Genomic DNA, 20,072 nt, shown 5'->3' on the forward strand with positions numbered 1-20,072 from the left:
AGCCATCCGCCAGGCCCACGCCCACCTGCTGTTCCTGCCGCCCTACAGTCCCGACCTCAATCCGATCGAGCAGGTCTTCGCAAAGCTCAAGACCCAGCTGCGCAAGGCCGACGAGCGCTCTATCGAGACTGTCTGGCGCCGCGTCGGCTCCCTTCTCGACCTCTTCACCGCAGCCGAATGTGCAAACTACATCCGCCATGCTGGGTATGCGTCAATTTAAACCAAGCAGGCTCTAGTTGCTTCTAATTTGCACAATCTGGGGATATCGACCAATGATACAACTGCATGGCGCACGGGGTGAGCGCAAGGTCGAGCAAGGTAGAACGCTGTACGACGGCTATCGGCGCGCACTCTCACTGCAGTATGGCGGCATCTCCGAAACTCTGAAAAACAATCCCCTCTACGCCCGCTCCAGAGATGCAATTGGTGGCCGCAGCGTTGTTTCTCCCGCCAAGCGCGAGAACATGTTCCTGATGATTACGAACTATTTCCAGGGAACTGGATTCCCAGAACATCATCGAATTTGGATCATGGGCGGGCGTAAACGCAATATTCCTCGCTACTGCCCTGGCTGAACTATATCCTGACGCCAAGGTCTACGCGCTTGATACCTACGAAGGCATGCCGACTGTCGATGAGCAGTACGACATGGTCGAGGCAGGCCGCTTTCAGGTCGAGGGCGGCATCGAGGGCATCAGAGCCTATGCCTCGTCGCTCGGGCTGAAGAACATCGAGTTCGTCCAAGGCCTGTTCCAGGACACCCTTCCGCCGCTGCTGGCGACGGGGGTCAAATTCGGTCTGGCTCACGTGGACGCCGACATCTACTCCGCCTGCAAGTACGCCCAGGACACGGTGTGGCCCAGCCTCGTCAAGGGCGCATACATTACCTACGACGACCCCCTGGATTCGACGAACATGGGCGCGATGCAGGCGCTGGAAGAGATGATCGTCGAGCGCGATATCAGAACCGAGCAGATGTTCCCGCACCCCGTGCTCCGGGCCCATCTCTAACCAGGCGACGTCAGGAGCGAGGCGCCTGACAGCAAAGGCTGTCGGGCGCCCTGACAACGGCCGCTCCGCCTCAAAGCCCCGAGGGAGCCTTAAAGCTCCACCGTCCGCTCCACCCCGATCCCCTCCAGGAAGTCCTCGTCGTGGCTGACCACCAGCAGCGCGCCGTCGTAGCCCGATAGCGCCGCTTCCACGGCCGCCACCGAGTCGAGATCCAGGTGGTTGGTCGGCTCGTCCAGGATCAGCAGCTGCGGCGGGGTCGGGCCGGCCAGCACGCAGGCCAGGGCCGCGCGCAGGCGTTCGCCGCCGCTCAGGGACCCCGCCAGCCGGTCGGCGGCGCTGTTGCGGAACAGGAAGCGGGCCAGGGCTGCCTGGGCTAGGTTGCGATCAGCGGCGGGGTGCAGGCGCAGGAAGGCCGCCAGCAGCGTCTCGTCGTCACTCAGGATCGCCAGCGACTGGTCGAGCATAACCGCCGGAACGCCGCGCGCGACCGCGCCCGCCGTCGGCGTCAGAACCCCGGCCGCGAGATTCAGCAAGGTCGACTTGCCCCCGCCGTTAGGACCGCGCACGGCGACCCGCTCGGGCCCCGCAATGCGAAGGGAAACGCCCTCCAGCACCGCAGGCCGACCGGGCCAGGCGAAAACGACCTCGTCCATGGCCAGCACCAGCCTGCCCGCCGGCAGGCCGGTGGGCGGCAGGTCAAAGCCCAGCGTCCGCGCCCGCTCGACGCGGGCCTGCGCCGTCTCCACCGCCTCGCGGGCGCTGGTCTGCAGGCGCTCGGCCAGGCGACGCTCCTTGCCGCCGGTGTTCTCGGCCCGCTCGGCCCGGGCGCCGAGCAGGATCTTGGGCTCGCTTCCCCTGGCGGCGAAGCGCTTGCCGGCGGCGTCGCGGCGGGCCTTGCGCTCGAGCGCGGCCTGGGCCTCGCGAGCGGCGCGGCGCTCGTCGCGCTCGGCGGTCTCCAGGGCTCGGCCGGCGGCCTCCACCTCGGCGGCCTTGCGCTCGGCATAGAGATCGTAGCCGCCGCCGTAGCTGGTCGCCCCCAGGCTGGTGATCTCGACGATGCGGTCCATGCCGCGAAGCAAGGTGCGGTCGTGGCTGGCGACGATCGCCCCGCCCTTCCAGCGGGCCAGCACCTGCCCCACCAGATCGCGGGCCTGGGCGTCGAGGTGGTTGGTCGGCTCGTCCAGCAGGATCAGGTCGGGCGCGGCCAGCAGCAGCGCCGCCAGGCCCGCGCGGGTCTGCTGGCCGCCGCTGAGCGCCGCGGCCGGTCGGTCGGGATCCAGTCCCTCGAGCCCAACCTCCGCCAGCGTCTCGTCCAGCCGCGACGGCAGGGTCCAGTCGGCCTCGGCGAAGTCGGCGTCGTCGCCCTGCCCGGCCTCGATACGGGCCAGCCGCCGCCAGGCTTCGCCGACGCCCAGGCGGTCGGCCAGAACGGCGCCGTCCGGCAGGTCGGGGGTCTGGTCGAGGACGCCGATCGTCCCGGCGCGCGCGACAGTCCCGGCCAGGGGCGCACGCGCACCAGCGATCAGCGCCAGCAGGGTCGACTTGCCCGCGCCGTTGCGACCGACCAGGCCGACGCGCTCGGCGCCGACCGACAGGTTCAGGTTTTCGAAGAGGACGCGGCCGTCAGGCGCGGCGGCGGAAACGCAGTCCAGAGTGATGAAGGCAGGCATGGGAAACCACGAGCAGGGAAACGGGAAGGACGAAGCGGTCTTCCGTCTGGCTGATCATGGCGGCCTCCATCAGGGGTGGAGCGGTGCATGTAGAGGCTGAGACGCCCCTGGGCAAGCGTCAGCACAGCCCGTCGCGCAGGCGCGGCTGGCTGGCCCGGCCGTCGCGATAGGCCCGGCAGCGCGCTTGCTTGCGGGCCTCCTCGGCATAGGGCGGAGGCGGCGGTGGAAGACCGCGGGGCACGAACTTCGGCGGCTTGCGAGGGCCAGGCTGGGCGTTCTCCTTCGGGATCTTGTCGGCGAAACCGCCCCAGCACTTGTCCTTCTCCTCGTCGGTCAGGTGCTCGCTGGAGAGGCCCTTGCAGGCGCGATGAAAGCGGCCCCAACGGAAGTTCGGATTACCCTCGGTCAGCTTCCAGCGGTCGACGGCCTTGGGATCGACCTGCCATGCCGGATCGATCGCCGGTGCAGCGGGACCGGCGGCGGGAGCGGCCTCGCCGTCGCCAGGCGCGCCGGCCGCGGCTGGCGCAGACGGGGCCTGCGACGAAGGCTCGCGCGAGCGGGCGGAAGACGAAGCCTTTGGCCGGCGCGCGCTTTTCGACGGGAGGCGGCTCGTCCTCCAGCCTGTCGATCTCGAACAGCATGGGCGGAATTTCAGCGGGCGGCGCAGCACGCTCCACCAGGGTCAGCAGGCCGATCAGCAGCAGGTTCGCCGCCAGGCCCGCCGGGACCGCGATCGCCCATCGTCCTGCGCCTGCCCGCACCCCCATCGCCCGCCACCGAAGATTGCCCGACGACGAATGCTCACGCTTCGATGGCGTCCGAAATTCGACCGCGCGGCGCCCGCTTTGCGCCCTTCGCGGCCCCGTCTGCTGACATCTGGTGTCAGCAGGATTGGCAGCAGGATGGCTGCGGCATTTGTTCGCATCTTGTTCTTGTGTTAATGCCGCGCCAGAACCCTACATATAGCCGCTGCGCCGCGCTCCCTCGCGGCTCCCAATCCGACCTTCGAGCGTTCCGGACACATGGCCGAGCAACTGAACTTCATCCGCGTCCGCGGCGCCCGCGAGCACAATCTCAAGGACGTCAGCGTCGACATCCCGCGCGGCGAGCTGGTCGTGCTGACCGGCCTGTCGGGCTCTGGCAAGAGCTCGCTGGCTTTCGACACCATCTATGCCGAGGGCCAGCGCCGCTACGTCGAGAGCCTGTCGGCCTATGCCCGCCAGTTCCTCGAGCTGATGAGCAAGCCTGACGTCGACCTGATCGAGGGCCTGTCGCCGGCCATCTCGATCGAGCAGAAGACCACCTCGCGCAACCCGCGCTCGACCGTCGGCACGGTGACCGAGATCCACGACTACATGCGCCTTTTGTGGGCGCGGGTGGGCGTGCCCTACTCGCCGGCCACCGGCCTGCCGATCGAGAGCCAGACCATCAGCCAGATGGTCGACAAGATCACCGTCCTGCCCGAAGGCACGCGCCTTTATCTGCTGGCCCCCGTCGTTCGCGACCGCAAGGGTGAGTACCGGAAGGAGATCGCCGAGTGGCAGAAGGCCGGCTTCCAGCGGCTGAAGATCGATGGCGAATACTATCCGATCGAGGACGCCCCGGCCCTCGACAAGAAGTTCAAGCACGACATCGACGTGGTCGTGGACCGCGTGGTGACCAAGGCCGGCATGGAGCAGCGCCTCGCCGACTCGCTCGAACAGGCCCTGCGCCTGGCCGACGGCCTGGCCGTGGCCGAATGGGCGACCATCGAGGAAGGCGAGAAGGAGCCGAGGCGCCTTCTGTTCTCCGAACGCTTCGCCTGTCCGGTCAGCGGCTTCACCATCGCCGAGATCGAGCCGCGCCTCTTTTCGTTCAACAACCCGGCGGGCGCCTGCCCCACCTGCGACGGCCTGGGCGCCAAACTCGCCTTCGATGCCGACCTGATCATCCCGGACAAGGACAAGAGCCTGCACAAGGGCGCGGTCGCCCCATGGGCCAAGGGTCCCTCGCCGCTCTACACCCAGACCCTGCAGGCCCTGGCGCGGCACTACGGCTTCTCGATGGACGAGCCCTGGTACAAGCTGCCGGAGAAGGCCCGCACCGTGGTGCTGAACGGCTCCAAGGGCGAGAAGATCAAGTTCACCTACGACGACAACGCCCGCAAGTACGAGGTCGACAAGCCCTTCGAGGGCGTGCTGCCCAACCTCGAGCGCCGCTGGCGGGAGACCGACAGCTCGTGGGTCCGTGAGGAGCTCGGCCGCTACCAGTCCGACACCCCGTGCGAGGCCTGCGGCGGCAAGCGCCTGAAGCCCGAGGCCCTGGCCGTGAAGGTGCACGGCCTGGATATCGCCGCCGTCTCGAACCTGGCCATCCGCCCGGCCCGCGACTGGTTCAGCGCGCTGGAGGGCCACCTCTCCGACAAGCAGCTGGAGATCGCCCGGCGGATCCTGAAGGAGATCAACGACCGGCTACGGTTCCTGGTCGACGTGGGCCTCGACTATCTCAACCTCTCGCGCGGTTCGGGCACCCTGTCGGGCGGCGAGAGCCAGCGCATCCGCCTGGCCAGCCAGATCGGCAGCGGCCTGACGGGGGTGCTCTACGTGCTCGACGAGCCGTCGATCGGCCTGCACCAGCGCGACAACACCCGCCTGCTGCACTCGCTGCAGGGTCTGCGCGACCTGGGCAACTCCGTGCTCGTCGTCGAGCACGACGAGGAGGCGATCCTCACCGCCGACTACGTGATCGACATGGGCCCGGCCGCCGGCGTCCACGGCGGCGAGATCGTCGCCCAGGGCAAGCCGGGCGAGATCATGGCCAATCCGGCCAGCGTCACGGGCCAATACCTGACCGGCGAGCGCGAGATCGCCGTTCCCGAAGAGCGCCGCCCGATCAACAAGAAGAAGACGCTGAAGGTCATCGGCGCCAAGGGCAACAATCTGAAGGACGTCACGGGCGAGATCCCCGTCGGCACCTTCACCTGCATCACCGGCGTCTCGGGCGGCGGCAAGTCGACCTTCACGATCGAGACCCTTTACAAGGCCGCCGCGCGCCGCCTGAACAACGCTTCGGACGCCCCGGCCGCGCATGAGCGCATCGAGGGCCTAGAGAACTTCGACAAGGTCATCGACATCGACCAGTCGCCGATCGGCCGCACCCCGCGCTCGAACCCGGCGACCTATACCGGCGCCTTCGGTCCGATCCGCGACTGGTTCGCCCAACTGCCGGAAAGCAAGGCGCGCGGCTACGGCCCGGGACGGTTCTCGTTCAACGTCAAGGGCGGCCGCTGCGAGGCCTGCCAGGGCGACGGCGTCATCAAGATCGAGATGCACTTCCTGCCCGACGTCTACGTCACCTGCGATATCTGCAAGGGCAAGCGCTACAACCGCGAGACCCTGGACGTGCTGTTCAAGGGCAAGACCATCGCCGACGTGCTGGACATGACGGTCGAGGAGGCCGCCGACTTCTTCAAGGCCGTGCCGCCGATCCGCGACAAGATGGAGACCCTCAAGCGCGTGGGCCTCAGCTACATCAAGGTGGGCCAGCAGGCGACGACCCTGTCGGGCGGCGAAGCCCAGCGGGTGAAGCTTTCCAAGGAACTCTCCAAGCGCGCCACCGGCCGCACGCTCTACATCCTCGACGAGCCGACCACCGGCCTGCACTTCGAGGACACCAAGAAGCTGCTTGAGGTGCTGCACGAACTGGTCGACCAGGGCAACACGGTGGTCGTCATCGAGCATAACCTCGACGTGGTGAAGACCGCCGACTGGCTGCTGGACTTCGGCCCCGAGGGCGGCGACGGCGGCGGCCAGATCGTTGCTGTGGGCTCGCCCCAGGACGTGGCCAAGGTCGAGGCCAGCTGGACCGGCAAGTACCTCAAGGAACTGCTGGCCAAGCACGAAGAGCGCCGCCAGGCGCGGGTGGCCGACCTGAAGAAATCCAAGCGCGCCTGACCCCGCGCTGAAGGCTCGGAAACGAGAAAGGCCGGCGGATCGCTCCGCCGGCCTTTTGCTTTGCGCGATCCGGAAGGGATCAGGCGAAGGTGTCGACGGTGCTTTCGGGGTCGGTGGCGATCTCGCGATAGATCATCGCCGAGGGCGTATAGATCGTCACGCTGGTCAGCACGGCGATCAGGCCGCCGACGGCCAGGCTGAGGATGCCGGTCGGCGTCATCAGGCTTTCCAGCGAGGTGGTCTGCGACTGCATCAGGTTGCCGAGGCTTTCCATGTTGAAGCCGCTCAGCGCCCCGCCCAGCATCGTCACGATCAGGAACAGCAGCAGGTAGACGACGATGGCCAGGATGGTCGCCACCACATAGGCGCCGAACATCGGCCAGAAGCGGCCCTTGGTCAGGGCCATCGAGCCGAAGATGTCGATCTTGCCCTTGGCGAAGGTCAGCACGTTGGCCAGCGACAGGCGCACGGCGAAATAGAGCAGCGCGCCCAGGCCCGCCGGGATGAGCAGCAGGGCCGCCAGGCCGCCGACGGGCTTGGACACCGCCGACAGGATCCCGACGACGATGGCCAGGGCCAGCACGACGCCCAGATAGGCCGCGAAGAACAGCAGAACCAGCAGGATCGAGACGCCAGCCTGACGCAGCTCGTCCGCGCCGAAGCGCAGATAGGCCTGGCGGTTGTCGGCGGGGCGCAGGACGGCGCGATAGATCGCCGCCATCAGCACCGAATAGAAGACGATGCTGTAGACCGACGAGCACAGCATGGCCGGGACCAGGCCGCCCATCATCCGCAGCGTCTCGCTGGGATCGGGCTGGCTGCTGGTCTGGCTGAGATCGGCGAAGGCTTCCAGCTGCGGGCCGAACAGGCCCACGGTCAGCACCGCGACCACGGCCGACACGATGGTCGAAATCAGCACCCAGGCCCCCACGGCCTTGGGATGCTCGCGCACGAGACCGAAGCCGGAAATGGCCGCGTCCGTCGCCGAGAAGGTCTTCATCTTAGCCCCTTGCAAACCCTAGTGCTCTCAGGGGTAACAAGCTTCGAAGACGAGGGACAGGTCCCGCCGCTCAAATATCGGGATGCAGCTGGCGGTAGGCGCGGGCCGGGCCGGCGGTCAGGATCACCGTCTGGACGGTGACGATCAGCGGCGCGATCAGCAGATTGACCAGCAGGCCCAGGATCACGAACAGCTTGGAGCCGCCGCCGATCAGGGCGATCAGGCCGGTCAGGATGCCGCCGACCAGCGACATGGCCATGGTCGCGCCAAGAGCCATCAGCAGGTTCAGCACGAACATGCCCAGCAGGCCCCAGAAGTGGCCGTGGGTCAGCACCCAGGATTCACGGACGTTGATGCGGCCTTCGGCGAAGGTCTGGGGCGACAGCAGCGACAGGCGCACGCCCACCCACATCGACAGGCCGATCACCGCCAGGCCGCCGAGGAAGGCGATCCAGGCCGACAGGCCGCGCGCGCCGGCGCCGGCCACGGTGGCCGTCAGCAGGGTCAGGGCGCCGCTGGGGATGGCGGTGACGAACAGGGCCGTGGCCCAGGCGATCAGGGCCACGACGAACAGCCGGACCTCATCGGCGCCCAGGCGCAGATAGGCGCCCTGGCTCTGCTCGGGATGCATGATCGAGCGCAGGATCGCCCCGGCCAGCACCGCGCTCATGGCGGCGGCCAGCAGGATGATCAGCGCCATGGCCCCGCCCAGGTGCGAGATCAGCTGCAGCACCTCGCGCGGGTCGGCGGTGAACCGGGTCTGGGCCAGGTCGCGCCGCACCTCATCGCCGAAAACGGCCACCAGCAGCACCGACAGCAGGATCAGCGAGCCGAGATACAGCCCGCCCCAGATCAACAGGGAGACGGGGTGGCGGCGCATGGTGCGCGGCCCTTCGAGGGCGGCGGCGACGGGCGACAAGGCGATCATGATCAGGCTTCTGACGGCTGGGCGACGGCCAAGCTCGGAGCGTGTCTGTAGACGTGGACGCAGGCAGCCGTCCAGGCGGGAGCGACACAGAAATAATAGAGGCCCAGGGCCGCGGCCTGCACCAGCCACGCGCCGGCCCCGTCAAAGGCGGCCTGTCCGCTGGCGGCGATCAGGATGCTGGGCAGATAGAAGACCAGGCCCAGCACCACCAGCAGGCCGGCCCGCCCCCTGGTCAGGTCGAAGGCGCTGAGCACCTGCAGGCGGCCGGCGGCGATCGAGGCGGCGGGCGCCAGGGCCAGGCGCGCGGCCAGCCAGGCCAGGACCGCCAGGCTGGCCAGCGGAGCCAGGGCGGTGACGAAGGCGGCCAGCGGCCCCGAAAGCGCTTCTCTCCAGGCCTGCGCCGAGGTCGCGTCGAACCCGGGCGCGGCGGCGCGGGCGACGCCCAGGGCCACGCCCCCGACCAGAACCAGCAGCACGACGATGACGACCAGGAAGACAAGACCGAGCAGCAGCTGGACGCCGGCGATCAGCGCCTCTTCGCGTCCGCAGCGCAGGCCCACCAAGCCCGACGGGCCGTCGAAGGCGGCGCGATAGAGCGCGCCATAGGCCAGGGCGGCGGCGACGAAGTCAGAGAGCAGCACGAAGGCCCCGCCCAGATAGCGTCCGGCAAGGCCGATCAGGCAGGCGGCCGCAAGCGCCGCCCAGGTGCGCGGGGTCAGACGGCCCACGCCGTCGATCCCGGCCCGCGCCGTCGCGCCGATCGCGATCGATGCCTCGCCCATGTCGTCCCAGGTCCCTCGAACAGCCGGCCGCCATCCTAGCGTGCACAGCGTCATCAAACGACGAGTCGCGAGCCGGTTCGCGCGGATTTTGCCGCGCCGTGGCGGGAAGGCCGCTGTCAGCCCCCCGTCAGGCGTCCGCCTCGGCCTCCCGCGCGGTCGTCAGCGCCCGATAGACGCTGGCCAGCGGCGTCACGCAGACCACCAGCACCACGGTCTGGACGATCGCCGCCAGGGGCGCGGCAGCCGTCAGGACCGGCCAGGTCAGGCGCAGGACGTCGCCCACCGAGCGCGCCGACGGCAAAGTCCTGGCAAGGTCGGGACCGATCACCGCCGCCACGCCGAGCACGACAGCCGCGACGACGATCTGGAGAACCAGCAGGGTCAGGCCGATCAGCAGCAGCATGCCCAGCAGCCGCAGGCTCTGCCCCTTGGTCAGGGCCCAGGATTCGAACAGCATGAACCGCCGCTCGGCGAAGGTCATCGGCAGGGCCATCGACAACCGCAGCAGCGCCCACAGGAGGGCCAGCTCGCCGACGATCACGCCCAGCACCCCGACCACGAGCCCGACCACGGCGCCGGTGTCCTTGTCGCCGCCGATCGCCATGACCACGAACCCGATCAGGCCCAGCAGCGCGCCAGGCAGCATGGCCGCGACGGCGGCGATGTTGCCGCCGAAGCTGAGGATCAGGCTCACCAGCATCATCCAGCCCTCGGCCGCGCCGACGCGCAGGAAGAAGCCTCGCCCCTCGTCCGGACGCAGCACGGCGCGGAAGGCCGCGGCCATGACGATGGTCGGCGCGACCACCTGGACGATCATCATGCCGATATTGACCAGGCTCATGTGGCTCTGCAACGCCATCATGCGCGCCATGACCTCCTCGTCCTGCGGGTTGGGGGTCTGCGGCATGGTCCGGATCATCTCGACGAACAGGTCGAGGAGCGGCAGGCACAGCAGCACCGCGGGCAGGAACAGGCCCAGCAGGATCACCGCGCTCCATGCGCCGACCGCCAGCGGACGGCGACCGACCAGCGCCCAGCCCGACACCGCCGCCGAAGCCGCGGAAAACTTCCTCGCCACCCTGAATACCCCCAAACTACGATACTCGCCCAAGACGAGCTTACACGGCGGTTCCGTCTTGGCGAGGGCGGAGGTATGAGGGCGCATGACCACCTCCCCCATTCACGTGATCGGCGGCGGCCTCGCCGGTTCCGAGGCCGCCTGGCAGATCGCCCAGGCCGGCGTTCCCGTCATCCTGCACGAGATGCGCAAGGACGACTCCAGCGGCAAAGTCACCACCGACGCCCACCAGACCGACGGCCTGGCCGAGATGGTGTGCTCAAACTCGTTCCGGTCGGACGACTGGCAGTTCAACGCCGTTGGTCTGCTGCACGCCGAGATGCGCCGCTGCGACTCGATCATCATGTCGGCGGCCGACCAGCACCAGGTGCCGGCCGGCGGCGCCCTGGCGGTCGATCGCGACGGCTTCTCCGAGGAAGTCACCCGCCGCCTGGAAGCCCACCCGCTGGTGACCATCGTCCGCGAGGAGATCGCCGGCCTGCCGCCGGAGGCGTGGGACAACGTCATCGTCGCCACCGGCCCGCTGACCTCGCCAGCCCTGGCCCAGGCGGTGCTCGACCTGTCGGGCGAGGGCCAGCTGTCGTTCTTCGACGCCATCGCGCCGATCATCCACCTTGAATCCATCGACATGGACAAGGCCTGGCGCCAGTCGCGCTACGACAAGGAGGGCCCCGGCGGCGACGCGGCCGCCTACATCAACTGTCCCATGAACAAGGAGCAGTACGAGGCCTTCATCGACGCCCTGCTCGAAGGCCCCAAGGCCGAGTTCAAGGAGTGGGAGAACGTTCCCTATTTCGACGGCTGCCTGCCGATCGAGGTGATGGCCGAGCGCGGTCGCGAGACCCTGCGCCATGGGCCCATGAAGCCCGTCGGCCTGACCAATCCGCGCGACCCGACCGTCAAGTCCTACGCCATCGTCCAGCTGCGCCAGGACAACGCCCTGGGCACGCTGTGGAACATGGTCGGCTTCCAGACCAAGCTGAAGCACGGCGTCCAGGCCGAGACCTTCCGCATGATCCCAGGCCTGGAGAACGCCCAGTTCGCGCGCCTGGGCGGCCTGCACCGCAACACCTTCATCAACTCGCCCAAGCTGCTGGACAGGGGCCTGCGCCTGAAGGCCGCGCCGCGCATGCGCTTCGCCGGCCAGGTGACTGGCGTCGAGGGCTATGTGGAAAGCGCCGCCATCGGTCTCCTGGCCGGCCGCTTCGCCGCCGCCGAGCGCAAGGGCGGCTCGCTTGAGGCTCCGCCCCCGACCACCGCCCTGGGCGCGCTGGTAGAGCACATCACCGGCGGGCACATGGATGGCGGCAGCTTCCAGCCAATGAACATCAACTACGGCCTGCTGCCGCCGCTCGAGGCCCCCAAGGTCGACGAGGAGGGCAAGAAGATCCCGCTGAAGGAGCGCGGCCGCGCCAAGAAGCGGCTGATGAGCATCCGCGCCCTGAAGGACCTGGACGCCTGGCTGGCGAACTGATCCCTCGGATTTGAAGAAATAGGCCTCCGCCCGGTCCAAGGCGGAAAAGCGCGGCCGTGGAACCCTGACGTTCCCGGCCGCGCGCTTCTCGCGCGGCGTCTCACGCGAGATCGCCCATGCTCCGCACATTCAGCGCCGCCGTCGCCGCGACGGCCCTTCTTTCCGCTCCCGCCTTCGCCCAGGACGTGGCCTCACCGACCAAGGACGCGATCATGGCGTCCTTCGACATCGTCCGCACCCAGGTCAAAAGCGTCGGCCCCGACGTCGTCTTCCGCGTGCAGGTGCGCGGCAAGGCCGGCGAGATGAAGCCCAAGGCCGTCGGCCAGTTCGCCGGCAGCGCGGTGTGGAGCTATGTGTGGCCGACCTCGCTCAACAGCTCCAGCGTCGGCTTCGAGGGCGACCAGGGCATACTGGCCCTGGCGGTGACCTTCCACCCCGACTTCGACGACGCCGCCTATGGCGGGGTCAACCGCCACGTCTGGCATCCGCACTGGGTGGTGCTGGTCCCCGACGACGCCTGCGGCAAGGGCGCCCTGAAGGTTCGCGACATTCCCGAAGGGACAAAACCCAAGGTGCCCGCCACCTGGCCCGGCGTGCCGCTGCTGATCGACAGCCCGACCTATCCGACCACCCTGGGCGGCGACACCGTCGAGGTCACCGTGCCGGCCAGCGTCATCGGCGCGGTCGAGGGGGTCAAGTTCGACGGCGTCACCTCGGCCCTGAAGGTCAACGCCAACCTGCACGCGCCGCTGCTGTGCATCTCCGACATCTTCGACGTGGCCTCGGGCGACCTCAGCCTGCCCGGCAAGATCACCCGCTGAACCCGGGATGTGCTTCTACGATCTAGAACCGGGCGGCCTCGCGCCGCCCGGCGCCTTGCCGGTCGCCAGACCCGCGGGCCTGGCGCCGTGGCAGGCCAGCCGCGCGGCGGCCTATGTGGAGCGCGAGCTGGAAAGGACGATCCGCGTCGTCGAGCTGGCGCGCGCGGCCAGGCTCAACCCTTCCTACTTTTCACGGGCGTTCAAGACGACCTTCGGCCTGTCGCCGCAGAAGTACGTGGTCGAGCGTCGCCTGACCCGCGCCAAGCGGATTATGCTGACCACCGACGAGCCCCTGTGCGGCATCGCCGCCACCTGCGGCTTCAGCGACCAGGCGCATCTGTCGCGGATCTTCCGGCGGCGCGAGGGCGCGCCGCCTAACGCCTGGCGCCGCGAGCAGCGCCAGGCGGCGGCCGTCTCCTGACGTCTCAGCGGGTCGAGCGCATGAAGCTTGCGATGTGCTCGGCCGAGGCGCGGGGATACTGGTGCTGCGGCCCATGGCCCGCCGAGGGATAGGTGATCAGGTGCAACGTCGGCAGCGCCTGGTTCAGGGCGTACCAGTTCTCGACCGGAAAGATGATGTCGTGGTCGCCGCCCAGGTGCAGGATCGGGGTGGTCGTGGTCTTCAGAACCTCCAGCACCGCGTCGGCCGGAAAGATCGGGTTCCTGGGTCCGTCGCCGATATTGGCGCGGGCGAAGGCGATCGGCACGGCCGGCGAGCGCCCTTGAGTCCGCTCGGCGATGCGGGCGGCCGACTCGGCGGCGGCCTTGCGGCTGATCTCCGACTTCGGCTCGAAGAACAGGATCTCCTCTTCCTTCAGGCCGTAGTGCTCGATGACGGCGGTGTCGTAGAACAGCTGCTCGGCCAGCTTGACCAAGTGGCCCGGCGGATTGGTGCCGATCAGCAGCAGGTGACTGATCCGCTCGCCGGCAACGGCCAGGGCGACCTGGGCGACGAGGCCGCCCAGCGACCAGCCGCCGAGCACCACGTCGGTCAGTTCCAGCGCCGTCATCAGGTCGATCGGGTCGCGAACCATCTCGGCCGGGTTGTAGGTCGCTTCGCCGGTCGACAGGCCAAGGCCCGAATAGTCGAAGGTGATGACCCGGAACCCTTCGTCGGCCAGGCCGTCGAGGAAGGCCGGGTCCCAGACGTCCATGTTGCCCCTGAAGCGGGTGCACAGCAGCAGCGGCCGCCCCTCCCCGATCGAACGAAAGGCCAGGGTGCGTCCGCCAACCTCGACGAACTGGTTGGGCGCGGTGACGGCGCGATGGACGGAAGCGACGGCGTTCATGGGAAACCTCGGGGATGGGATCGGATGCCCGCAAAGCCTAGGCCTGGACGCGCCGGTCGAGTTGGACGCAGCCGCCGTGATCGCCGTCGTGACGTTCAAACGCGGGCGCGGCGGCGTGCAGGCGCCGCCAGGCCGCCGGCGTCATGCCGGCCAGGCGATGAAAGCGGTTGGTCAGGTGAGACTGGTCGGAAAAGCCGCAGGCCAGGGCTATGTCCTTCAGCGGATCCTCGCCCAGGGCGATCAGGATCTTGGCCCGCGCCACCCGCCGCTGCAGCACCATGGCGTGGGGACTGACGCCGAAGCTGCTCTTGAAGGCCTTGCCGAAATAGCCCGGCCGCACGCCGCCGACCGCCGCCAGCTCGGCCACGGTCAGGGCCCCCTCCAGGTTCTCGTCGATATAGCGTGCGACCCGGCGCGCCTGCCACGGCGCCAGACCGCCGGTCCGCGTCGTTCCGGGCTCGGACGGCGCCTGCAGCACCAGCAGCGCCTGATCGATCAGCCGCCGCGCGCCCTCGATATCGTCGAACAGCCGCTGCTGGATCTCCTCAAGCAGCGCGCCGACCCTGGCCGATGCTCGCTCGCCGCCGATCTGCTGTTCCATCGCCTCGTCCCCTGGACGGGAGCGCGACCGGCTCCCGGCAGAGAACACGCAGTCGCCGACGAAACCCACACCGACGTTCGCTCAAATTAGGTCAGTCTGCGCGCACGATCCGGTAGCGGCCCGGCCCCGCTGCCTCGCCGCGTACCGGCAGCACCTGCGCCAGGGTGCGCAGGAAGCGCCGCGGATCGCCTGTGCGAAAACGGCCCGTCACCCGCAGCCCCGCCACCTTCGGATCGTCGATCACCAGCTTGGCGGCGCTGTGACGGTTCAGTTCGGCCACCACCTCCGACAGCGGCCGGTCCTCGAAGGTGATCGAGGTCTCGCGCCATTCCGTGGCCTCGCCGCCGTTCGCCGGGGCTACTACATCGCGCCCCTGGGCGGCGGTCAGCTGCTGGCCGGCCGCCAGCAGCACCGGCCGTCCCGGGCCGTCCGTGGCCTCGATCGTCCGCGCCACCGACACATGACCTTCGACCAGCGTCACCCGCAGCGGCCCCTGGTCGAGCCGGACGTCGAAGCTCGTGCCCAGCGCCGTGATCCGCCGCCCCCCGGCCTCGACCGTGAACGGCCGCGCCCGGTCGGGAACGACGTCGAAGAACGCCCGGCCCCGCACCAGCCGCATCGCCCGGCCGTCATGACCATAGGCCAGGTCCAGGGCGCTGCCGGGCGCCAGGCTCGCTTTGCTGCCGTCCGGCAGGTCGAAGGTCAGCAACTGTCCATCGGCGACGAGGTCGGGCTCGCCGAACATGGCCGAGGCCTGGGGAACCGGCGGCGGCGGGGGCGGGACCGGACGTTCAGCCAGCCACAGGCCAAGCCCGATGGCGACCACGAACACGGCCGCCGCCGCCATCCAGCGCGACGACAGAGGCCTCGCGGCCTTCCTGGCTCGGCGTCGCAGCACCCGCACCGTCGCATCGTCGTCGGCTTCGTCGAAGCCGCTCCAGATCGCCTGGGCCCGCAGCCAGGCCGCGCGGTTTTCCGGCGACAGTTCCAGCCACGCGTCCAGCACGGCGGCCTGGGCCGGATCGCTTTCGTCGACGTTCAGCCACAGCAGCGCGGCGGCCTCGTCGCGCGGCAGGCGGGCCATCTCGGCCGCATCGAGGGAATAGGCGCTCATCGCAGGTCCCCCGTCCGGGCCAGAAGGCGTTCCAGCGCCTTGGCCATGTGCTTTTCTACGGCGCTGCCGGATATGCCCAGGCGTCCGGCGATCTCGCGCACCGTCATGCCTTCGATCCGCCGCAGCACGAAGATGGTCCGCGTGCGCTCGGGCAGGGTCAGCAGCACCGCCGTCGCCGCGCGCAGGGTCTCGCGAGCGTCCAGGCGCCCGGCCGGATCGTCGTCGGTCTCGCCGTGGCGCTCGGGATCAAACGGCACGTGCTGGTCGGCCCGCCGCGCCAGCCGCCGCCGGTGCCGGTCGGCCCAGACGCTGGCGGCGGTGCGGAAGACGTAGGCCCGGGCGTACGCCTCGTCGTCGAGCCCCACCTGATCGGCGGCGCGCACGAAAACCTCCTGCACAAGGTCCTCGACCTCGGCGTCGGCGCCCAGGCGGCGACGGAAGAAGGCCGACACGGCGGCGTGCAGCGCGAGCGCCCGCGCCGGATCGGCGGGGGCCGCGCTCGAACCGTCCGTCGACTGCGGATGGGTCACCGCCACTGAACGCTCCACTCACGCCGCGGGGATCCACGGGCGGTCGTCACGTCTGAACACGCAGGCGGAGACAAAACCCTCATCACCAGATCCAAGGAATATCGTGGCGCGGTTCGCCCCATCATTGGCGGAACCTCGTTACGCCGCGACGCCCACGGTGTCGAGCAATGCCCCGCTTGCGGCGCTCGCTCCTGGCGTTCGCAGATCGCCGTTCTGTTGCCTCGCCGCTACGCCCGGCCGCATATTTGCCTTGAACGCCCCCGAGCGGCCATTTTTCGGTTTGATCCCGACCGGCCATTTCGGCTTAATGACACCGGTAGCTATTTTAATGACACCGGTGGCGGATAACGCTACCAATAAGAACAGAGATCACGGGTCGGCCGCTTAAGAGCCAGCCCGTCGGGAAGAAACTGGGAGGGAATATGTTGCAAGTCATCTCGCGGCGGAGCCGCGCCCGCGTCCTGTGCGATCGTGCGTCGCTGGGCGCGCTGACCGTCGCCGGCAGCCTGCTGCTGGCCGGAACCGCCTTCGCTCAAGACGCCGCCCCCGCCGCCCAGGCCTCGGGCCAGACCGAGGAGACCGCGGTCGAGGAAGTGGTCGTCACCGGCTACCGCGCCGCCCTGCAGAGCGCCCTCAGCCTCAAGCGCAGCTCGAACGTGATGGTCGACGCCATCAACGCCGAGGACATCGCCGACTTCCCCGACGCCAACCTCGCCGAATCCCTGCAGCGCCTGCCGGGCGTGTCGGTCGACCGTGAAAACGGCGAAGGCCGCACCATCACCGTCCGGGGCCTGGGCAGCGACTTCACCCGCGTGCGCCTGAACGGCCTGGAAGCCCTGTCGACGGCCGGTCCGTCGATCGCCGGCGACGCGGCCAACCGCTCGCGCGGTTTCGACTTCAACACCTTCGCCTCGGAACTCTTCAGCGCCCTGAAGGTCCAGAAGACCGCCTCGGCCGAGACCGACGAAGGCTCGCTGGGCGCCACGGTCGACCTGGAGACCGGCAAGCCGCTGAACTTCAAGGACCGTCGCCTGGCCCTGTCGGTTCAGGACGCCTACTACAAGAACGGCGGCACCCACTCGCCGCGCTTCGCCGGCCTCGTCTCCGATCGCTGGGAAACCAACTGGGGCGACTTCGGCGCGCTGTTCTCGGTCGCCTACAACAAGCGCAACCAGATCATCGACAGCTACCAGCGCCAGGCCGGCCAGTCGGACTACACCTATCGCCAGTCGACCTTCCTGGCGACCAACTCGACCGCCGCCTCGCCGCGCCGGCAGGGCTTCGCGACCCCGATCGGCACTTCGTGCAACGGCGGTGTGATCCCCGGCATCAACATCACCAACACGGCGATCTGTTCGATGCTGGTCGGCTCGAACGCGGCCGCCTACAACCTGATCAACAATCCCTCGAGCGCGACGACCAACGCCACCAGCCTGACCGGCACCGGCACGATCACCGCCCCCGGTCCGCTGACCCGCATTCCCGCCCTGGCCACGCTGAACCAGCAGGACCTCGAGCAGGAACGGCTGGGCCTGACCGGCGCCCTGCAATGGCGCCCGACCAGCCGCACGACGATCTCGTATGACTGGGTCTATTCGGAGCTGCAGCAGTCGTCGATCAACTACCAGGTCCAGACCGTCGGCCTGAACCGCAACAACACCAACAACAGCACCGGCAACCCGTTCTACACGGTGAGCCCGACCACCACGGCCGCCCAGAAGCGGGCCTTCTACGCGTCGTGCACCGCGCAGGCCGCCAACGAGGTCCGCGACGCCATCGACTGCGGTCAGCAATTGAACGGCGGCGGCCTGGTCGCCGGCACGACCAACAGCTACAACCCGTTCAACCTCGACCCGTACGACTACTACAACGCCCTCTCGTCGGTCGGTTACGTGCCGAGCGCGAACGGCACTGCGATGGTCGACAAGTTCATCGGCCGTCCCAGCGTGCGCCTTATCGATGCGGCGCTGTCGCCGACCGGGGCCAACGCCGACTATCTGAAGCTCGGCAATGTCGACCTGCGTTCGGCGGCCGACGCGGCGTTCTTTACCACCTACTTCCGCCAGTCGTCGCTGAAGCTGGACCATGAGTTCAGCGACAACTTCACGATGAGCGCCGTCTGGGGCAAGTCGTCGTCGAAGAACAAGACGCAAGGCCTGCTGGCCGACTTCATCCGCCTGGACTCCGGCCAGGGCGTGACCGGTGACGACTACCTCGTCTACGACGCGCGCGGCGGCGGCGACATGCCGCTGCTGAACCTGGGCTTCGACGCCACCCAGGCCTCGGCCTGGGACTTCGTGAAGGGCTATTCGGCCCTGCGCCACTTCCAGCGCTTCACCAACAACGACTACGAGACCCTGCGCTTCGACTTCAAATACGACCTGGACGACAACTACGCGATCCGGTTCGGCGTCAGCCAGCGCAAGTACGGCTTCGACACCGCCGAATATCGCCGCCTGAGCGGCGAGACCCTGAACCCCAGCCTCAAGGAAGCCGGCTCCAACATCGCTTCGGTCAGCAAGGTCATCAACTGGGGCACCGGCCTGGACGTCCCGTCCGGCGGCACCACCGCCTTCCTGGCGCCCGACCTGCAGAAGATGGTCAGCCTGTTCGACTTCGACTGCAACTGCGTCAACAAGTGGGGCGACTGGCGCCTGTCGTACCTGAGCAGCGCGGCCAACCGCTACTCGGTCGAGGAGAAGGACACCGGCGCCTTCGTCCAGTTCGACTACAACACCGAACTGTTCGGCCGCGAACTGCGCGGCAACATCGGCACCCGCTACGCCATCACCGAACTGGACTCCTCGGGCCTGACCAACGGCTCGCGTCCGATCTCGGGCGAGAACAAGTACACCGACGTCCTGCCGTCGCTGAACGCCGCCTACGAGGTGGCCGACAACATGTACATCCGCTTCGGCGCGGCCAAGGTCATGGCCCGTCCGATGCTGGGCAACCTGTCGCCGTCGGTCACGGCGATCAGCGTGCCCACCGGCGCCGGCGCCGTGGTCGGCGGCACGATGACCGTCGGCAACCCGAAGCTCGACCCGTTCCGCGCGGTCAACTACGACCTGAGCTTCGAGTGGTACTTCACCTCGGGCGCCCTGGTCTCGGTCGCGGTCTTCGACAAGCAGATCAACAACTTCCCGCAGACCCTGATCAACAACGCCCCGCTGAGCCAGATCCTCGACGCCGCTGGCATCGCCGCCCTGCGGGCCGCCCAGACCAACGTCAACGCCCTGGCCTATATCGACGCCGACAACACCTTCGACATCCGCCAGTTCGACAATGCGCCGGGCGGCTACATCCGCGGCATCGAGGTCAACTACCAGCAGAACCTGACCTTCCTGCCCTGGTACTTCAAGAACCTGGGCGTCCAGTTCAACGCCACTCACCTGGAGTCGGAACTGGAGTACATCGTCACCCCGGCCAACGCCCGCACGGGCGCGGCCCCGATCACCGCCAAGGCCCCGTTCACGGGCGCTTCGCCGGACGCCTTCAACTTCACGGTCTTCTATGAAGTCGAGAAGTTCTCAGCCCGCCTGTCTTCGTCCTACCGCAAGGGCTACAGCCAGACCTATCCGGTCGCCGCAGGCACCTGCGACCCGGGCTATTGCGACAGCCCCCTGGTCAACGATTTCGCGGGCAGCAAGAAGACCTTCAACCTCGACGGTTCGGCCACCTACAAGCTGACCAAGAACATCACCCTGTCGCTCGAAGCCCTGAACCTGACCGACCAGAAGGAAGAGCGCTGGGCCTACCAGGACGATCCGGTCGTGTCGCGCTACGCCGCCACCGGCCGCTCGGTCTTCATGGGCGCGCGCTTCGTCTACTGACGCCGATTG

18 protein-coding genes are annotated in these 20,072 nt (G+C 68.4%); 8 read left to right on the forward strand and 10 right to left on the reverse strand.

What is annotated here, in order from left to right; all coding sequences use genetic code 11:
- The 3 genes from DDF67_RS08795 to DDF67_RS08800 all read left to right on the forward strand — a co-directional run.
- Positions 1-220, forward strand: a 220-nt coding sequence (locus DDF67_RS08795) for a transposase (protein WP_199229192.1), incomplete at its 5' end; no start/stop codon positions are given.
- A gap of 52 nt (positions 221-272) precedes the next feature.
- On the forward strand, positions 273-575 hold the full coding sequence (locus DDF67_RS25275) for a hypothetical protein (protein WP_146197980.1): 303 nt from the start codon (positions 273-275) through the stop codon (positions 573-575).
- Positions 568-1,011, forward strand: coding sequence for a TylF/MycF family methyltransferase (locus DDF67_RS08800; protein WP_233247604.1), 444 nt, complete (start codon positions 568-570; stop codon positions 1,009-1,011). The genes DDF67_RS25275 and DDF67_RS08800 overlap by 8 nt, the downstream gene beginning before the upstream one ends.
- Before the next feature lie 89 nt (positions 1,012-1,100).
- Here the strand turns inward: DDF67_RS08800 and DDF67_RS08805 are convergent, their stop codons facing one another.
- Positions 1,101-2,681, reverse strand: coding sequence for an ABC-F family ATP-binding cassette domain-containing protein (locus DDF67_RS08805; protein WP_109100519.1), 1,581 nt, complete (start codon positions 2,679-2,681; stop codon positions 1,101-1,103).
- A gap of 118 nt (positions 2,682-2,799) precedes the next feature.
- Entirely contained in the window at positions 2,800-3,351 is a 552-nt protein-coding gene (locus DDF67_RS08815) for a hypothetical protein (protein ID WP_109100521.1), read from the reverse strand.
- A gap of 352 nt (positions 3,352-3,703) precedes the next feature.
- On the opposite strand from DDF67_RS08815, the gene uvrA reads away from it, so the two are divergent.
- Positions 3,704-6,613, forward strand: a complete 2,910-nt coding sequence (uvrA, locus tag DDF67_RS08820) for an excinuclease ABC subunit UvrA (protein WP_109100522.1) — start codon at positions 3,704-3,706, stop codon at positions 6,611-6,613.
- A gap of 79 nt (positions 6,614-6,692) precedes the next feature.
- Here uvrA and DDF67_RS08825 read toward each other — a convergent pair whose 3' ends face one another.
- The 4 genes from DDF67_RS08825 to DDF67_RS08840 all read right to left on the reverse strand — a co-directional run bounded on the left by DDF67_RS08825 (position 6,693) and on the right by DDF67_RS08840 (position 10,401).
- The gene (locus DDF67_RS08825; RefSeq protein WP_109100523.1) at positions 6,693-7,613 is read right to left on the reverse strand and encodes a hypothetical protein; all 921 of its coding nucleotides are present in this window, start codon (positions 7,611-7,613) and stop codon (positions 6,693-6,695) included.
- Between the two features lie 70 nt (positions 7,614-7,683).
- Entirely contained in the window at positions 7,684-8,541 is an 858-nt protein-coding gene (locus DDF67_RS08830; RefSeq protein ID WP_233247584.1) for a hypothetical protein, read from the reverse strand.
- Positions 8,542-8,543: 2 nt separating this feature from the next.
- On the reverse strand, positions 8,544-9,323 hold the full coding sequence (locus DDF67_RS08835; protein WP_109100524.1) for a hypothetical protein: 780 nt from the start codon (positions 9,321-9,323) through the stop codon (positions 8,544-8,546).
- A gap of 127 nt (positions 9,324-9,450) precedes the next feature.
- Positions 9,451-10,401 (reverse strand): hypothetical protein, encoded by a 951-nt coding sequence (locus tag DDF67_RS08840; protein ID WP_146197981.1) that lies wholly within the window; start codon positions 10,399-10,401, stop codon positions 9,451-9,453.
- Positions 10,402-10,486: 85 nt separating this feature from the next.
- On the opposite strand from DDF67_RS08840, the gene trmFO reads away from it, so the two are divergent.
- From trmFO to DDF67_RS08855, 3 genes are all read left to right on the forward strand, one after another.
- Positions 10,487-11,875, forward strand: a complete 1,389-nt coding sequence (gene trmFO, locus DDF67_RS08845) for a methylenetetrahydrofolate--tRNA-(uracil(54)-C(5))-methyltransferase (FADH(2)-oxidizing) TrmFO (protein ID WP_109100526.1) — start codon at positions 10,487-10,489, stop codon at positions 11,873-11,875.
- 116 nt (positions 11,876-11,991) lie between these two features.
- Positions 11,992-12,696 (forward strand): hypothetical protein, encoded by a 705-nt coding sequence (locus DDF67_RS08850; protein WP_233247585.1) that lies wholly within the window; start codon positions 11,992-11,994, stop codon positions 12,694-12,696.
- A 7-nt stretch (positions 12,697-12,703) separates the two neighbouring features.
- On the forward strand, positions 12,704-13,117 hold the full coding sequence (locus DDF67_RS08855; RefSeq protein WP_109100527.1) for a helix-turn-helix domain-containing protein: 414 nt from the start codon (positions 12,704-12,706) through the stop codon (positions 13,115-13,117).
- Between the two features lie 4 nt (positions 13,118-13,121).
- On the opposite strand, the gene DDF67_RS08860 is transcribed toward DDF67_RS08855, so the two are convergent.
- From DDF67_RS08860 to DDF67_RS08875, 4 genes are all read right to left on the reverse strand, one after another.
- Complete coding sequence (locus DDF67_RS08860; RefSeq protein WP_109100528.1) at positions 13,122-13,985, reverse strand: alpha/beta fold hydrolase; 864 nt, start codon at positions 13,983-13,985, stop codon at positions 13,122-13,124.
- A 37-nt stretch (positions 13,986-14,022) separates the two neighbouring features.
- Entirely contained in the window at positions 14,023-14,586 is a 564-nt protein-coding gene (locus tag DDF67_RS08865) for a helix-turn-helix transcriptional regulator (protein WP_109100529.1), read from the reverse strand.
- Between the two features lie 91 nt (positions 14,587-14,677).
- Positions 14,678-15,700: a FecR family protein gene (locus tag DDF67_RS08870; RefSeq protein ID WP_109100530.1), complete on the reverse strand. Its 1,023-nt coding sequence runs from the start codon at positions 15,698-15,700 to the stop codon at positions 14,678-14,680.
- A complete protein-coding gene (locus tag DDF67_RS08875) occupies positions 15,697-16,236 on the reverse strand; it encodes an RNA polymerase sigma factor (RefSeq protein ID WP_158278014.1) in 540 nt (179 codons plus the stop codon). Before DDF67_RS08875 ends, DDF67_RS08870 begins: the two co-directional genes overlap by 4 nt.
- A gap of 416 nt (positions 16,237-16,652) precedes the next feature.
- Between DDF67_RS08875 and DDF67_RS08880 the strand changes: the two genes are divergently transcribed.
- A complete protein-coding gene (locus DDF67_RS08880; RefSeq protein ID WP_109100532.1) occupies positions 16,653-20,063 on the forward strand; it encodes a TonB-dependent receptor in 3,411 nt (1,136 codons plus the stop codon).
- The last annotated feature ends 9 nt before the right edge of the window (positions 20,064-20,072 follow it).

This window comes from Caulobacter endophyticus, from assembly GCF_003116815.1.
Taxonomy (GTDB): domain Bacteria; phylum Pseudomonadota; class Alphaproteobacteria; order Caulobacterales; family Caulobacteraceae; genus Caulobacter; species Caulobacter endophyticus.

Coding starts and splice junctions, on each gene's coding strand:
- DDF67_RS25275 (WP_146197980.1), top strand. CDS start 273: ATGATACAACTGCATGGCGCACGGGGTGAGCGCAAGGTCGAGCAAGGT.
- DDF67_RS08805 (WP_109100519.1), bottom strand. CDS start 2,681: ATGCCTGCCTTCATCACTCTGGACTGCGTTTCCGCCGCCGCGCCTGAC.
- uvrA (WP_109100522.1), top strand. CDS start 3,704: ATGGCCGAGCAACTGAACTTCATCCGCGTCCGCGGCGCCCGCGAGCAC.
- DDF67_RS08825 (WP_109100523.1), bottom strand. CDS start 7,613: ATGAAGACCTTCTCGGCGACGGACGCGGCCATTTCCGGCTTCGGTCTC.
- DDF67_RS08830 (WP_233247584.1), bottom strand. CDS start 8,541: ATGATCGCCTTGTCGCCCGTCGCCGCCGCCCTCGAAGGGCCGCGCACC.
- DDF67_RS08835 (WP_109100524.1), bottom strand. CDS start 9,323: ATGGGCGAGGCATCGATCGCGATCGGCGCGACGGCGCGGGCCGGGATC.
- trmFO (WP_109100526.1), top strand. CDS start 10,487: ATGACCACCTCCCCCATTCACGTGATCGGCGGCGGCCTCGCCGGTTCC.
- DDF67_RS08850 (WP_233247585.1), top strand. CDS start 11,992: ATGCTCCGCACATTCAGCGCCGCCGTCGCCGCGACGGCCCTTCTTTCC.
- DDF67_RS08855 (WP_109100527.1), top strand. CDS start 12,704: ATGTGCTTCTACGATCTAGAACCGGGCGGCCTCGCGCCGCCCGGCGCC.
- DDF67_RS08860 (WP_109100528.1), bottom strand. CDS start 13,985: ATGAACGCCGTCGCTTCCGTCCATCGCGCCGTCACCGCGCCCAACCAG.
- DDF67_RS08865 (WP_109100529.1), bottom strand. CDS start 14,586: ATGGAACAGCAGATCGGCGGCGAGCGAGCATCGGCCAGGGTCGGCGCG.
- DDF67_RS08870 (WP_109100530.1), bottom strand. CDS start 15,700: ATGAGCGCCTATTCCCTCGATGCGGCCGAGATGGCCCGCCTGCCGCGC.
- DDF67_RS08880 (WP_109100532.1), top strand. CDS start 16,653: ATGTTGCAAGTCATCTCGCGGCGGAGCCGCGCCCGCGTCCTGTGCGAT.